General features: G+C 33.7%; 16 protein-coding genes. 4 read left to right on the forward strand and 12 right to left on the reverse strand.

Annotation, left to right across the window (positions count from 1 at the left end; all coding sequences use genetic code 11):
* Positions 1-38: 38 nt before the first annotated feature.
* From HQN62_RS01880 to HQN62_RS01895, 4 genes are all read left to right on the forward strand, one after another.
* Entirely contained in the window at positions 39-449 is a 411-nt protein-coding gene (locus HQN62_RS01880) for a GxxExxY protein (RefSeq protein ID WP_173503108.1), read from the forward strand.
* 120 nt (positions 450-569) lie between these two features.
* Entirely contained in the window at positions 570-893 is a 324-nt protein-coding gene (locus HQN62_RS01885) for an SUF system Fe-S cluster assembly protein (protein ID WP_077374862.1), read from the forward strand.
* Between the two features lie 71 nt (positions 894-964).
* A complete protein-coding gene (locus HQN62_RS01890; RefSeq protein WP_173503109.1) occupies positions 965-1,474 on the forward strand; it encodes a DUF2480 family protein in 510 nt (169 codons plus the stop codon).
* Between the two features lie 75 nt (positions 1,475-1,549).
* Positions 1,550-2,479: a DUF3078 domain-containing protein gene (locus tag HQN62_RS01895; protein ID WP_173503110.1), complete on the forward strand. Its 930-nt coding sequence runs from the start codon at positions 1,550-1,552 to the stop codon at positions 2,477-2,479.
* A gap of 47 nt (positions 2,480-2,526) precedes the next feature.
* Here HQN62_RS01895 and hflX read toward each other — a convergent pair whose 3' ends face one another.
* From hflX to atpG, 12 genes are all read right to left on the reverse strand, one after another.
* Positions 2,527-3,771: a GTPase HflX gene (gene hflX, locus HQN62_RS01900; RefSeq protein ID WP_173503111.1), complete on the reverse strand. Its 1,245-nt coding sequence runs from the start codon at positions 3,769-3,771 to the stop codon at positions 2,527-2,529.
* 313 nt (positions 3,772-4,084) lie between these two features.
* The gene (locus tag HQN62_RS01905; RefSeq protein ID WP_116796658.1) at positions 4,085-4,846 is read right to left on the reverse strand and encodes a Bax inhibitor-1/YccA family protein; all 762 of its coding nucleotides are present in this window, start codon (positions 4,844-4,846) and stop codon (positions 4,085-4,087) included.
* Positions 4,847-4,923: 77 nt separating this feature from the next.
* Positions 4,924-6,405, reverse strand: a complete 1,482-nt coding sequence (locus tag HQN62_RS01910; protein ID WP_173503112.1) for a murein hydrolase activator EnvC family protein — start codon at positions 6,403-6,405, stop codon at positions 4,924-4,926.
* Positions 6,406-6,506: 101 nt separating this feature from the next.
* A complete protein-coding gene (locus tag HQN62_RS01915; protein WP_116796656.1) occupies positions 6,507-7,739 on the reverse strand; it encodes a murein hydrolase activator EnvC family protein in 1,233 nt (410 codons plus the stop codon).
* Positions 7,740-7,762: 23 nt separating this feature from the next.
* Entirely contained in the window at positions 7,763-8,566 is an 804-nt protein-coding gene (lolB1, locus tag HQN62_RS01920; RefSeq protein ID WP_173503113.1) for a lipoprotein insertase outer membrane protein LolB1, read from the reverse strand.
* Entirely contained in the window at positions 8,566-9,918 is a 1,353-nt protein-coding gene (locus tag HQN62_RS01925) for a tetratricopeptide repeat protein (RefSeq protein WP_173503114.1), read from the reverse strand. The genes lolB1 and HQN62_RS01925 overlap by 1 nt, the downstream gene beginning before the upstream one ends.
* A gap of 130 nt (positions 9,919-10,048) precedes the next feature.
* A complete protein-coding gene (locus tag HQN62_RS01930; protein WP_173503115.1) occupies positions 10,049-11,059 on the reverse strand; it encodes a sugar phosphate nucleotidyltransferase in 1,011 nt (336 codons plus the stop codon).
* 43 nt (positions 11,060-11,102) lie between these two features.
* On the reverse strand, positions 11,103-12,047 hold the full coding sequence (locus tag HQN62_RS01935) for a tetratricopeptide repeat protein (RefSeq protein WP_173503116.1): 945 nt from the start codon (positions 12,045-12,047) through the stop codon (positions 11,103-11,105).
* A 69-nt stretch (positions 12,048-12,116) separates the two neighbouring features.
* On the reverse strand, positions 12,117-12,551 hold the full coding sequence (dut, locus tag HQN62_RS01940; RefSeq protein WP_173503117.1) for a dUTP diphosphatase: 435 nt from the start codon (positions 12,549-12,551) through the stop codon (positions 12,117-12,119).
* Between the two features lie 164 nt (positions 12,552-12,715).
* Entirely contained in the window at positions 12,716-14,185 is a 1,470-nt protein-coding gene (locus tag HQN62_RS01945) for a lipopolysaccharide biosynthesis protein (RefSeq protein WP_173503118.1), read from the reverse strand.
* Positions 14,186-14,284: 99 nt separating this feature from the next.
* Complete coding sequence (locus HQN62_RS01950; RefSeq protein ID WP_173505495.1) at positions 14,285-14,689, reverse strand: GNAT family N-acetyltransferase; 405 nt, start codon at positions 14,687-14,689, stop codon at positions 14,285-14,287.
* A gap of 460 nt (positions 14,690-15,149) precedes the next feature.
* Positions 15,150-16,010 (reverse strand): ATP synthase F1 subunit gamma, encoded by an 861-nt coding sequence (gene atpG, locus HQN62_RS01955; RefSeq protein WP_173503119.1) that lies wholly within the window; start codon positions 16,008-16,010, stop codon positions 15,150-15,152.
* Between the last annotated feature and the right edge of the window lie 34 nt (positions 16,011-16,044).

Consider the following 16,044-nt stretch of genomic DNA (forward strand, 5'->3'; position numbering starts at 1 on the left):
TTATAGATGTATTCTTACGAAACATTCAAAAGTAAGCTATGGTCACAAAAAAATATCTAACCGATTTAGTATATCGGGTTAACGGAGCAGCTATAGAAGTTCATAAACATTTAGGTCCTGGTCTTTTAGAAAGTATTTATCATAAATGCTTGATTAGAGAATTGATATTGAGAGAAATTAATTTTCAATCTGAATTAATCATACCTATTGAATATAAAGGGCTCGAATTAGAATCTGAATTAAGATGTGATTTATTTATAGAAAAGTGTTTAGTTTTGGAACTTAAAGCGGTTGATAAAATTGCACCTATTTATGTAGCTCAATTAATATCTTATATGAACTTATTGGAAGCACCTATTGGCTTAATGATTAATTTTAATGTTGAAAATATTTTTCATCAAGGTCAAAAAACGTATGTTAACTCATTATATAATAGACTTGAAGATTAACTAAATTGCATATTAAATCCGTTAGAAATAGTATTACAGACAGTTTAAAAACTTATATGTACTTATATTTCTTATATGGTTAAAAAAATTCCATGTTTACATGGTTTAAAAATAAAAATTATGACAGAAGAAATAAACACCGCAGAATTAGGAGAATCAATCGTAAAAAAATTAAAAACTATTTACGATCCCGAGATTCCAGTTGATATTTACGAATTAGGATTGATTTATGACGTAATGGTCAATACCGATTATGAAGTAAAAATATTAATGACCCTTACTTCACCAAACTGTCCAGTAGCAGAGAGTTTACCAAGAGAGGTAGAGGAAAAAGTAAAATCAATCGAACATATAAAAGATGCTGAAGTCGAAATCACTTTTGACCCGCCATGGAGCAAAGACTTGATGAGCGAAGAAGCAAAATTAGAATTAGGGATGTTGTAAAATTTGTTTCAGGTTTCAAGTTTCAGGTTACTCAGCCACAAACTTGAAACCTTAAACTTGAAACTTTTCAGATGGAACAAATAATCAATAAAGTAGCGAATAGTGTTCTGGAAGTTTTCGATCTTGAAGACTATTATCCGGCAGGAACTCGTGTGCAAATCGATATTTCACAATGGCTTCTTGAGGGTTTTTTGTTAAAAGAAAAAGACTTTAGAGAACAGCTCAACAATCAGGATTGGTCACAATATCAAGATCAATATGTTGCTGTTTCGTGTGGTACCGATGCCATTATCCCAAAGTGGGCGATAATCTTAGTGACTATGCATTTGGCTCCTTATGCCAAGAAAATTGTAAATGGTTATATGGAAGATTTAGACTCCGCTTTGTATGATGAGTTGCTTCCAAAAATCGATTACAGCGCTTATCAGGATAAGCCTGTTATCATAAAAGGCTGCTCGAGAAAACCAGTTCCTATGCGAGCTTATGTCTTGGCGGCACAATACCTGCAACCTTACGCCAGAAGCATAATGTATGGAGAAGCTTGTTCGGCTGTCCCTTTATACAAATCGGCAAAAAAATAACATATTTTTTTAACTTGTTGAATTATAGCGACTTATTCTTTTTATTATATTTGTATTAGAACTAATACTCTTACAATGAAAAAAATCATATTGTTAGTCTGTCTACTTCCCCTTTCAACACTGCTTCGTGCACAATCTTCTGAAAAAGATCTAATCAAAAAAACAGAAGATGCAGCAAAAAAAATTGAAGACACTATCCCGAACGGTTGGAAGTCAACCGGGAAAGTTACATTTCTTTTTAACCAAGCCAACTTTAACAACTGGGTTGCCGGAGGCGAAAATAGCTTTTCGGGAAATCTAGGACTTGATTATAAAATCGATTATAAAAAAGACGATTATTCATGGGAAAATAGAATTCTAGCTTCCTATGGTTTATTGCAAACACAAAACTCCAATTTTGAAAAGAAAACGGATGATCAGGTCGAAATCAATTCCATAGTAGCCAAAAAAACAAAAAGCTACTGGTATTATTCGTTTCTGGTAAATTTTAGAACCCAATTTACCAAAGGCTACTTATATTCCAATGATGTCAATGGTGCCGAAATAAGAGAAGAACACACCAATTTTATGTCACCAGGCTACTTACTATTTGGTCCAGGAATGTATTGGAAAAAAACCGAAAATTTCAAAATAAATTTAGCGCCATTAACCTCCAAATTTACATTTGTAGACAGTGGCTATACTTCCATTCCTGGATATGTGGATGGTGATTATTTTGGAGTTGATGCGAACAAAAGTATGCTTTATCAGCTAGGTTTTAATGCAACAGCTTATTATAAATTCACGATAATGGAAAACGTTACTGCCGAAAATCTTTTGAATTTATATTCTAATTATCTAAAAGATCCACAAAATATTGACATCAATTACAACTTAATTATAGTGATGAAAATAAACAAAGTATTATCGGCCAATCTAAATTTTCAAGCCATTTATGATGATGATGCTTTTGCTGGTTTCCAAACCAAAGAAGTATTTGGTGTAGGACTGAATTATAATTTTTAGCACGAGCAAAAAAGACCTTTTAACAATTGTTAAAAGGTCTTTTTTGTTTATTCATTATCTTCATCTTTCTCTTCCTTCTCCACCGCATCTTTATAATCTGGATATAAAAATTTATTGTATGGAAAACGGGTAATGTGAATTTGACGAACAGCTTCGTAGACACGCTCCCTAAATTCTTCGAAATTTTCTTTATTCGTTGCCGAAATAAACAAAGCTTTTTCGCCCCCTAATCGGTGCATCCAAGTTTGCTTCCAATCCTCAAGAGTAAAATGTCTTGGAGTTTTCTCGGTCATTAAATCATCTTCGTCAATAGTCAGATGTTTGTACGCGTCTATTTTATTGAACACCATTATAACCGGTTTATCATTGGCCTTAATGTCCATCAGCGTCTGGTTTACTGACTCAATATGATCTTCAAACTCGGGATGCGAAATATCGACAACGTGCAATAATAAATCGGCTTCACGAACTTCATCCAATGTACTCTTGAACGAATCCACCAATTGGGTTGGCAATTTTCTAATAAACCCTACCGTATCAGATAACAAAAAAGGCAAGTTCTTAATAACCACTTTTCGAACGGTAGTGTCTAATGTCGCAAAAAGTTTGTTTTCTACAAATACATCGCTTTTCCCAACAGCATTCATCAAAGTAGATTTTCCAACATTGGTGTATCCCACCAAAGCAACACGAACCATCGCACCGCGATTGCTGCGTTGCACTCCCATTTGTTTATCAATGGTTTTAATCTTCTCTTTTAATAACGCTATTCTATCACGTACTATACGTCTGTCCGTTTCTATCTCAGTTTCTCCAGGTCCACGCATTCCAATACCACCTTTTTGACGTTCCAAGTGAGTCCACATTCCGGAAAGTCTCGGTAATAAATATTGGCATTGTGCCAATTCTACCTGAGTTCTGGCGTAAGAGGTCTCAGCTCTTTGAGCAAAAATATCAAGGATAAGGTGAGTTCTATCTAATATTTTACAGTCAATTATTTTGGAAATATTCTTTTGTTGAGAAGGTGATAATTCATCGTCAAATACGAGAGTCGATATATCATTCTCTTTTACAAAAAGACAAATTTCTTCCAGTTTTCCTGTCCCCACAAAAGTTTTAGGATTGGGACGTTCCATTTTTTGCGAAAAACGTTTCACCACTTCACCTCCTGCGGTAAATGTCAAAAACTCCAATTCATCAAGATATTCATTGAGTTTCTCTTCACTTTGGTTTTGGGTAACAATACCAACAATAGCCGTTTTTTCGAAATTTATTGTTTCTTTTTCTAACATGTCTTTAAATAAGAATGCAAATTTAATGATTTGATGGCTACAAACCTTTTTATAGTGTTATAAAATAATCCTTTAAAAGCTAAATACCTCCCCTTAGCCCCGATAGAAGTGAAAATCCTTATAAGCCGGTGTTCGGCTTATAAGATTGCAACGGATAGCGGGACAATATTTCCTAAATGGACAAATCTTTCTGCTCCAAAATCAATTGGCCCACAGATGACACGGATTTAACTGATTTGCACTGATTATTATTTTTAAAAAAAAATACCCTTCATCTCTGAAGGGTATCGTTATATAAAATAATTATTGAATCTTATTTTTTGGACAGTTTGGATAGCAATCTTAAAAATTCAATATACAACCACACAAGCGTTATCATTAAACCCATTGCTCCGTACCATTCCATGAATTTTGGCATTTTTTGCTCAACTCCTTTTTCTATTCTGTCAAAATCCAAGAACAAGTTTAATGCTGCAATTACAATCACAAATACACTAATTCCAATACTCATCATAGAGTTTCCATAATGTACAGGCGTAAAACTAGTAAACATGGAGAACAACCAAGAAATTAAATAGTAAGTGGCAATTGCACATGTCGCTGCAACAACAACCGATTTGAATTGTTCGGTTACTTTTACAATTTTGTATTTATACAAACCTAGACAAACAGCAAAAGTGACAAAAGTAGCTCCAACTGCCTGTGTTACAATTCCTGGGTACTGAACTTCAAAAATAGCTGAAACTCCACCGATGAACAATCCTTCAAAAAGGGCATAACCCGGCGCTAAATAAGGAGAATATTGAGGTTTGAATGCTGAGATTACAACTAAAATCAATCCAACTATAGCGCCTCCAAATGCAGGAACTATTGGATTCAGACCATTAAAAGTGGCCCACCAAATTACCGTTGCGGAAGCAATAAGCAATAAAAAAAGAATTAAACTTCTATTGATGGTTCCCGCCAAAGTCATGTCTTGATTCTCATCAATAACAGTGGCCTGATGCACGTCGTCTTTTCTTGAAACAGCAGTTGAAAATGTTTTGTTGTTTAAAAAAGGATTATTCGAATTCATAGTTTTCAAATTTAAGTTTTATCAAATATAATTTATATTTTTTAGAAGAATGTTTAAATTTTATTAATTTATTTCTGCTATTTTCCCGCTAGCCAGGACCTCGGGTTAGTGTAGGTTGTATTTTGGGTGATCGCAAATTTCAATATTGTTTTCCCATCGCCATTGGTTTTTATTTTCCCTAAACTTTGTCTTATGCTCACATTGTCTCCTTTACTTACATTAACCGAACTCAAGTTTTGATATATGGTAAAAAAATCACCATGTTGGAGCATCACCAATTTATTCACGGGGGAAATAATAATAACGCTCGTAACTACCCCAGAAAAAACGGCTCTGGCACTGGAACCGGAATCGGTGGTGAATTCCAATCCGCTGTTGTGGATTTGAAGTTCTTTATACACCGGATGGAATTGATCACCATAACCCAAAGAGATAAATCCTCTTTCGACTGGCCAAGGCAATTTTCCTTTATTCGCTTTAAAATTATCCGAATCCACTTTGTCTTTAGGAGATAAATCCATTTTTGTGGTTGAAACAGCTACAGCTTGTTGAGTGACTGATGTTTCCTTCGAAACGACTGGCACTTCCTGAGCAATGGCTTTTTCAACTTCCTTCGGAATCGGAATTGGCTTTGGTTTTGGTTTCGAATTGGCTTTTGCTTGCGCTGCAGCTAATGCATTGGCTTTCTCGATTTCCTTTTTCTTTTCTATTGCTTTGGCTTTTTCTAAGGCAATAGCTTTAGCGGCTGCTTGGGCTTTAGCTTTTGCTATTGCATCGGCTTTAGCTTTTTCTTTCGCTAGTTTTTCCGCTTTTTCCCTAGCTGCTTTTCTATTGGCTTCAGCGATGGCCTCGCGAATTAATTTATCGATTTTTCTGTCTATCGTTTTAGCCTCTTGTTGCTTTTTCTTTATTTCGGCAATAATTTTCTTTTTGTCTTTCTTTAAAGACTCCACCAGTTTTAATTGTTCCTGCTTTTCTTTTTCCAAAGACAACCGTTCTTTATCATTTTCGGCTATGAGTTGTTCTTTGGCACTTTTTTGAACATCCAATTTGGCATTAAAAGTATAAAGCACATTCGTTTTGGATTTTATTTCTTGTCCTTGCATGTGTCTATAGTTTGTATATTGTTTCATATACTGAGCCCTTTTATAAGCTTGTAAAAAACTTTCTGATGACAACAAAAACATAGCACGACTTTCTTCGGAACGGCTTTTATAGGATTGAACAATCATTTTGGCATAATCCTCTTTGAGCAATTGTAGTTCCTTTTCCAATTTTGCAATTTGCGCTTGATTGGCAACTATCGAATTTCCTAGAAGCGATGTTTGTTTTTCGGTAGTAGCAATCAATTCTTCCTTAAGTTTAATTTTGTTGCTTTGTAAGACAATCGCTTTGGTCGCCGTTGTTTCTTTCTTCTTTACCGTTTGAAGTTTGGTTTCGTTTTCTAGAATCTCCTTTTGAATTTTAGCTTTACGCTCTTCTAATTTTTTTTGATTGTCTTGACTCCAAGTCAGAGTTGTTGTTATTAGAAAAATAAAACTTAGAAAATATTTTAACATCGCAAATTATATAAGGTGCAAACTTAATGAATGATTTTATTAAAAAGCAGCACTAATTTATTTTTGCAAATAAACTGGTGCTGCTTTTGCTCTTACAAAAACTACATATTGTACAACCAAGATGCAGGGTTGTTGTAGGTTGTGTTTTGTGAAATAGTGAACTTCAAGATTGTTTTTCCTTCGCTATTGGTTCTTATTTTTCCCAAACTTTGTTTGATATTTACTTTCTCTCCTTTGCTCACAAAAACAGAACTTAAATTTTGATATACCGTGAAGCAATCTCCATGCTGAATCATTACCGCTTTATTCACTGGAGACAAAACGATAACACTAGTTACTTCTCCGCCAAAAACGGCTCTTGCATTTGCACCTTGTTCCGTGGTAATTTCCACTCCGCTATTATGAATCACAAGACTTGGATAAACTGGGTGTGGTTGATCTCCAAATGGAAGTGACACGAAACCTTTTTCAACTGGCCAAGGTAATTTTCCTCTATTAGCCCTAAAATTATCTGCCAGTATTTTGGATTCGGCCGTTAACACAATTTTTGAAGAAGTGTAGGCTGCTACAGGAGCATTTGGGTTTTCGCTCGCTGCTTTTCTATTGGCCGCGGCAATGGCTTCCCGAATTAAACGATCGATTTGACGGTCGATAGCTCGCGATTCCTGTTGCTTTCTTTTAATTTCCGCGGTGATTTTTTTCTTGTCTTTTTTGATTGAATTCACCAACTTCAGCTGTTCTCTCTTTTCTTTTTCAAGAGACAATTTTTCTTTGGTGTTTTCAACTAACAATTTCTTTTTGGCTGCTTTTTGAATATTCAATCTTTCATTGTAACCCAAAAGTTCATTGGTTTTCGATTTGATTTCCTCCCCTTGCATTTTTCTGTAACTCGTATATTGTTTCATATACTGAGCCCTTTTGTAAGCCTGTAAAAAATTCTCAGATGACAGTAAAAACATGGCTCTACTTTGCTCTGATCTGCTTTTATATGATTTCACAATCATTTTAGCATAGTCTTCTTTAAGAATAGCCAGCTCCCTATTCAACTTGTTAATTTTCATTTGATTGATGTACATATCATTACTAAGAATCTTCGTTTGTTTCTCAGTAGTACGAATCAATTTTTCTTTCAATTTTATTTTATTGCTCTGCAAAATAATCACATTGACAGCCGACTTTTCTTTTTTCTTTACCGTCTGCAGTAACTTTTCATTATCCAAAATTTCTTGTTGAATTTCGGCTTTACGCTTTTCTAGTTTTTCTTGTTGCGATTCCTGTCCCCACATTACTGAGGTAGTGCATAACAAAAACAGGCCTAAGAGAAATTTTCGCATCTTACAATTATATTTGTTCAAATTTACTTAATTAAAATTCTTTTATAACCATTTGGAACACTATATGGAAAAGTAAGTTCTTCATTTATGGTTATAGTACTGTACCCCAAATTAATCTCTGTTTTGCCTTTTTCCTGTTCAGCATTAATGGCAATATCCGATGGAATTGGTGATTCATTATACATTTTATAATCCGAATAAGACACCTCTATCTTTCTGTTTTCAGATGACTGAGTAATCTCTTGCTTGTTTAATAGAAATTTATCTTTGTCTAAAAAGAAATATTTCTTGGTGTTCTCATTCAAAATATTTTCCAATCGATATGTCTGATCAACTAACGTATCTTTGTAGTTCCCTTTGGTTAAATCATCTATTGCTTGTCCAACCAAGATATTTTGCACTTTATTAAAATCCAAATCCGTTCCTAGCCATTTGCTCAATGTACTAAAATCACCTTCGAAATAACTGGCATTAAGCTTTTCATAATAACTTACTGAAGTTGGAGTTATTAAGGCTTTGGCCATAGTAATCCCTAGAAAACGAATGCTTACCAAAATTTGTTCGTTCTTTTTAATCTTAATTTCGGCAGTTAAATTTTGAGTTTGCTTATCGTCGCTATATTTTACATTGGATTTTATGTATAATGTGTTAAAATCGTTTTTGTTGGCATAGTAATTTTTTATAATCCGCTCTGCTGTCATGCGATTCGTATCTGTACTTTTACTCTCATTCACCACTTTTGCCTTTGCCTTACAGGACACCAACGTAAGCGAACTACCTACGCAAACCATAAAAACAAAAAGTACTCTTACTAGAAATCGATTCATTATTTTTTTTCTTTTAATAATTGATTGGCTTTATTGAAATATAATTCCTTTTTGGTTGCATCGCCTAAACCATTATAGGCTTCTCCGAGTTGAATATTGAAATTGATTTCTAAATTTTTATTTTCCACAACATAATCTAAACCCATTTCAAGAATGTCTTTGGCTTTCTTGAACAACTGCAATTGATTATTGGCCATTCCAGCATAATAATAAAACTGTGGTTCTGCAGGATAAGTATCAATCATTGCCATGGATTTTTTGACTACGGGTTCAAATTGTTTGAGTTCGGTATTGGCTTGAAGCCAAAGCAAATTGGTCTCCAAGTCAACTTCTGAACTATTTTTCTGTGATAGGTCATAATATTTAATTGCCTTTTCCCATTGTTTTTTATTGTGATAAAACTTGCCTATTTCTTTGGCTACATTTACGGATGGATCATTTTTAAAATATCCGATTGCATTATCCAAATCAGGCACAAATTGTGGATTTACATTGGCGAAAAGCAAAAACTCGTTCAGAATTCGGTGCTTTATTTTAGAATCAATTTTAGAACTTGCCAAAACCATATTCATTGATTTTACTGCATTGGCACCATCGTTATTATCGAGATAATTTTTGAATAAACTCACTTGAGCCCAAACCGATTCTGGAATTTCTTTTTCTAACTTCTTGGCAACTTCCTGTACTTTATCTTCATCATTATTGTTTGAATATAAAAATATCAAAGCAATATAATTGGATTCTTCTTTCGGATTTTTCTCAATTTGCTCTTTTAAATTATCGATCTCCGAATTTTGATATTTCCCTTCAGACAAGATTTCCATTTTATACATTTCCCTTCTCTCTGTCTTCCCTACCTTTTCGTTCAACTCATTAATTAACGCCAAAGCCTTGTCGTGCTGTTTGGTTACCATATAAAGCGAAACCAAATCTTCTTTGTATTCTGCATCGAAAGGGACTATTTTATTGACAAAGATTATGGCTTGATTGAAATCTTTGGTTTCATAACACACATCGTATAAACCTACCCAAAACCATTTATTGTTGGGGTCTATTTGAGCGGCGTGCTCATAAGAGGAATAAGCATTCTTGTAATCTTTGGAATATTGGTAATTCTTCCCCATTTCGAAATAAATGGTCGCATCATTGGGTTTCAATTTTAAACATTGCTCCAATGCGACCAATGATTTATCATAATTTTCGATACTTTTTTGAAAAATGGATTCATAGAAAAAATCTTGAAATTTGTCACTTTCCACTTTAATTTCCTCAGGTTCCGTTTGTGCCAATACCGTAACAGTATTGCTTAGCAAAACAGAAAAAGCGAATATGAAAGTCCATTTTTTTTTCATTGAAAAAGAATTCTTTGAGAACAAAATCAACAGTATTGTTCTCCTTTGCAAAATAAATTAAAAAAACAACAAAGCAGCATAATAAAAACTTAAATAATGCTGCTTGATATTTTTAAATATATGCTCTAAATTATTCTAAAACCGAATAATCGCCAATGCTTACATTCGTAAATTTTCCATCAAAACTAGCATGATTTCCAATCATTGCATTGTCTAAATTGGCATTTTTTATATGTGAATGTGTTTGTACCAAACTGTTTTGTATTGTACTATTTTGTACATGACAGGCATCACCCAATGATACATTTGGACCAACTGTAGCGTTGATTAGAATCACATTCTCCCCAATATAACAAGGTGGAATAATGGTCGAATTTTCTAACTTAACTGATGGATCCACCAAATTAATTCCATCGCTGTGCAGAAATCCTAACATTCTGGAATTTGTTTCTACGGTAACATCTTTGTTTCCGCAATCCATCCACTCATCTACTTTTCCTGGAACAAATTTCATGCCTTTGGCCATCATTTGTTTTATTCCGTCATTAATTTGATATTCTCCTCCGTGAATAATGTTATTATCCAAGACTAGTTGAAGTTCATTTTTTAAAACGGCAATGTCTTTAAAATAGTAAATTCCGATAACGGCAAGATCCGAAACAAATTCTTTTGGCTTTTCAACCAATTCAATTATTTCATTTATCTCATTCAAGTTTACCACACCAAAAGCTTCTGGCTGATCCACTTGTTTTACCCAAATAACGCTGTCGGCATCTTTATCCAAGTCAAAATTAGCCCGAATTAGAGTATCGGCATAAGCGATAACTGCCGGTCCGCTCAAAGAATCTTTGGCACACATAATGGCGTGTCCCGTTCCAAGTGCCTCATTTTGATAATAAATAGTCCCTTTGGCTCCCAACTTTTGGGCAATTCCAATTAAGTCTTCTTCTACTTTTTTTCCAAAACTTTCATGAATGATGAAAGCAATTTCTTCAATATCCTGATTTAAAACACCAGCAATATCTTCGACCAGACGGTGTACAATAGGTTTTCCGGCAACTGGGATTAAAGGTTTAGGGATGGTTAATGTATGTGGGCGAAGGCGTGATCCACGTCCTGCCATTGGTACTATTATTTTCATATGGTTGGTTATTTTAAATCAAAAATTATTGAAACTAATATTCTTATTCTATCTGAATATTGTATTTTTTTGCTACTTTATTAAATAAATCAATTTGGTTTTTCTCTTTTAAAAAATTATAATAATTTCCGATCAATGTTTCTGAATCGTGAATATATGGTGAATTTGTATTCTTGTAAATTATATAAGCTTGAAACATATAATCCAATCCATTTTCATAATCTTGATTTGAAAAAAAGGCACTTCCTGCTCCATAATAGCCTTCAGCGTCCTCAGGACTGTTTTTTATAATCTTCAAATACGTTTCAGAAGCTGATTTATAATCTTTTAAATAATCATAAGCCACTGCCATATTCTGTAATGGCATAGTTCCTTTTGGATCTGCTTCCAAAGATTTTTTATAACATTTTATAGCTTCCTCATATCGGTTTAACTTTCTATAACATAATCCCATATTATCCCAAGCAAAAGCAAAATCCGGATCGCTTTTGACTGCTTTATTATATTGAACTATTGCCAAATCATATTGCTCATTTAAATCATATTTCTGTCCTTCATGGTAATATTCTTTTGCTTTTTTCTTATTTGAAATAGAATTTTCAGATTCCTTGTCATTTGACATCATTAATTCTTTCACATTCGGACAGTCTAGGAACAATTTTTTTTGAATTTTATCAAAATCCTTGTCAGCAATAATTTCTAAATTTTTTCCACTAACATAAGTGGTATCCTTTTTATTCCATTTTAAAGTATCCATCATTTTGGATAGATCTTTAATAAGTTTTTCACTTTGAGAATTCATTATACTCTGAGTGATACAGCTATTAATAGAGTCTATTTTACTCGCTTTTTCAATATTGTATTTTATTTTTTTTATACAACTACAAGATTCGTCAAGTATTTTTTTATCAATTGAATCTTGCGCATAGTTAAAATTAAAGCTGGATAGTACAACTAAAAATAAAATTCCATTGAAGATTTTTTTCATAAGCTGATAGCTGTTTGTTTATAATTTATACTAATTGATTTCTGAATACTACCTACTGACTCCTGCAAACTACTTCACGCCCGTGCTTCCAAATCCACCTGCTCCTCTTGAAGTTTCCGTTAATTCCTGAACTTCAATCCACTCAGCTCGTTCGTGTTTGGCAATAATAAGTTGGGCAATTCGTTCCCCATTTTCGATAACAAATGGATCATTGGATAAATTTACTAAAATTACTCCTATTTCGCCTCTATAATCGGCATCGACTGTTCCGGGAGCATTAAGAACGGTTACTCCGTTTTTGGCGGCCAATCCACTTCTTGGTCGCACTTGAGCCTCATAACCTATTGGCAATTCAATGAAAAGACCTGTTTTCACAATGGTTCTTTCTAAGGGTTGCAAGGTTATTGATTGTGTTAAATTTGCCCTTAAATCCATTCCTGCAGAGGCAATGGTTTCATAATTTGGCAACGCATGCCCTGATTTGTTGATGATGTTTATTGTCATTATTTTTTAAATATAAAATGTATTTGAATACGGAATACCCTAGCCCCGATAGCAGTGGAAATCCTTTTCTTTTTTTCTTTAAAAAAGAAAAGATTACTTCACTTTGTTTTTATTTTAATAGGAGTTCAGTGAACTTCGTTTGCAACGAATAGCAGGAATAGCTCCTAACTTTTAGTTGGTCGTTTTAAAATTCGTAAAAGTGTTTCTTTTTCGTTATAATATATGAAGCCCATAAATACCGCTAAAAGTGATATCCCAATAAAATAATTACCGCTAAAACCATAAAAAGAAATACATGAAAAACCTGTTGATAAACCAAGATAACCAACAATTTTTTTCTTGTCATAAGGAATTGGATAGTACTTATTTCCGAGATAATAGGAAATGAACATCATGCTCCCATAAGCCGAAATGGTAGCAATTGCCGAGCCGTAATAACTGTATTTTGGAATCAATAAATAATTTAATATCAAGGTTACCGCTGCACCAACTATAGAAATATAGGCTCCAACATAAGTCTTATCGATCAGTTTATACCAAACGGAAAGATTGGTATAAATCCCCAAGAAAAAATTGGCCAAAATTATCAGCGGAACAACTTTCATCGCTTCCCAATAAGAGGAATTTGGAATCATAACTTGTTTCAAAAGATCGGCAAATACGATTACGGTCAATAAAATAAAAGATCCGAAAATGACAAAATATTTTGTAACTGTTGCGTAGGTTTGTTGTGCATTTTCGTTGGAGGCATGGCTAAAAAAGAAAGGCTCAATTCCTAACGTATAAGCGGTTCTATACAAAACCATAAAAAGTCCTAATTTATAACAGGCAGAATAAACCCCTACTTGCTCAGCTGCAATATTGGCCGGTAATAATTTACCCAAAAGAATTTTGTCAAACTGCTCGTTAATCGCAAAAGCAATTCCGGCAACCATAATGGGCAATCCATAACGCATCATTCGTTTCCAAAGTTCGTAATCGAATTTCCATTTTATTGTAAAATAGTCTGGAAAGAGCACCACAAAAGTTAGAAAACTGGCTATGATGTTGGCAAGGAAAATATACCCTATCTGGAAATTATCAATATAAACGGAGCTCAAAAAACTGTCGGGTTGTGATACCGAAATACTTGGCAAATAGAGTAGAAAAAACAAATTGAACGATAGATTGACTACTACATTTCCAATTTTGATTAAAGCATAAAACTTCGGTCTTTGATTAGCTCTCAACTTTGAAAAAGGAACAATTACTAACGCATCCAACGCTAAAATCCAAATGGAATAGGTGATGTATTGCGTATCCACTCCTGACCAAAGCGCTAATGAGTTTCGAAACAATAACGCTATAAAAACAAAAAGAATTGTGGACCAGAAAATGGAAACTGTTGTCGTCTCTACAACACTTTCTTTATTTTTTTCGGAATTATAAAATCTAAAAAAAGCAGTTTCCATACCATAGGCAAGAATGACATTGAAAAAAATCATCCAAGCAAAAATGATGGATACTTTACCATATTCTTCTTTTGGAAGCAAGTGAGTGTAAAGCGGCACCAAAAGGAAACTAAACATCCTTGGTATTACTGTGGCAAGTCCATATATGGCCGTTTGTTTAAAAAGCTTTTTATATAATCCCAAAATGAATTTTCTGTTAATTATTATAAAACAAAAATAACCAATTCTTTGGTTACTTTTTGTGTTTTGCTGTTGAATAAAGTTTCAAAAATGAAAATGAAATTATGTTAATCCATCTTCATTTAACATTTTCAAAAAATGAAAGCCACGAGGTTCATATCCTTGATTGTAATAAAAACGATGCGCTGTGAAATTTCCGGTGAAAGCATCCAAAACAATTGCAGTACAACCTTCCGCTCGAGCCTTAGTGTCAATGTAATCTGTCATCATTTTTCCTATTCCTTTAGCGCGATGTTCAGAATGAACAATAAAATTATCAATTTCTATATACTTTCCAGTCCAAAGTTTTATTGCTGTCCAAAAACCAGATAGTCCAACGCAGGTGTCATTTTCAAAAACCGCGACTTGTTTATAATTATGCGGAACCATTTCCTGCAAGTAAGATTGATACTTTTCTAATGTAAGTTTGGGATACAAATGTTGCATCACTTCGATTTGGGCGAGCATTTCTGGAACGGTGGTAAGTTCGACGATTTTCAATTGATCGGTATTTAAAAATATATGACAAAAATAATCAAAAAGAAACGATTCAAAAAAGTAAAGAAAATTTATTGAAATATCACTAAAAGTGGGTATTGCATAAACCTTTCCAATGACTGATATTTGTAGAACAAAATACAAGTAAGGGGTTTATAAAGCTAATTTGTCCCCCACAAAACAGAGCATAAGGGTTTATAAAGCTATTGTTCCCTTTAAAAACAGCCATAGGTGAAAGCTAAGATTCACCTTTAAAAAAACAGAGCATAGGGGTTTATAAAGCTAATTGTTCCCTCAAAAAAAAGCCCAGGGAAAAGCTAGATTAACCCTTAAACATAGAGCCAAGGACTATAAAGCTATTTGTTCCATTAAAAACAAAGCATAAAAAAAGAGCCGTTCGGCTCTTTTTTCATTTTATGCATTTTATACATTATCCTTTCAAAGCTTCCGCACCACCAACAATCTCTAGGATTTCGTTAGTAATAGCAGCTTGACGAGCCTTGTTGTAAGTCAATTTCAATTGATCTCTCAAGTCGGTTGCGTTGTCTGTTGCTTTGTGCATTGCAGTCATACGTGCTCCGTGCTCTGAAGCGAATGAATCACGAATACCTTTGTATAATTGTGTTTTCAAAGCTTTTGGGATTAACGTCATTACAATTTCTTCCTTTGCAGGTTCAAAAATGTAATCTCCCGATGAAACTGGTTTGTCTGATTGAATAGGTGCCAACGGCAAAAATTGTTCTGTTTGTACAATTTGAGTAGCGGCATTTTTAAATTGATTGTAAACCAATTCGATTCTGTCGTATTCACCTGAAACAAATTTATCAGTTAATGTTTTTGCAATAACAGCAACATTATCAAAAGTCAATTGATCAAAAACAGAACTTTGATTATCAATCACAGTCAATGTTTTTGATAAAATATCGTTTCCTTTTTTACCGATAGCAAAAATATCTACTTGCTTACCCGCATAATATTCAGAACGGTTTTTAGCTTCCTTAATTACATTCGTATTAAAAGCTCCACACAAACCTCTATTAGATGTGATGGTAACAATTAAAACTTTTTTTACTTCACGTTGTGTAGTAAATTCTCCACCAACATCTCCATCAAGAGAAGCTGAAAGATTTTGTAATAATTCCGTTAATTTTTCGGCATAAGGGCGCATTGCTGTGATCGCATCTTGTGCTTTCTTTAGCTTTGCTGCAGAAACCATTTTCATTGCCGATGTAATTTGCATCGTAGATGAAATGGAAGTAATTCTATTACGGATTTCCTTTAAATTTGCCATTTTATTTTTAAGTAAATAGTAATAAGTAATTAGT

The organism is Flavobacterium sp. M31R6 (assembly GCF_013284035.1).
GTDB lineage: Bacteria > Bacteroidota > Bacteroidia > Flavobacteriales > Flavobacteriaceae > Flavobacterium.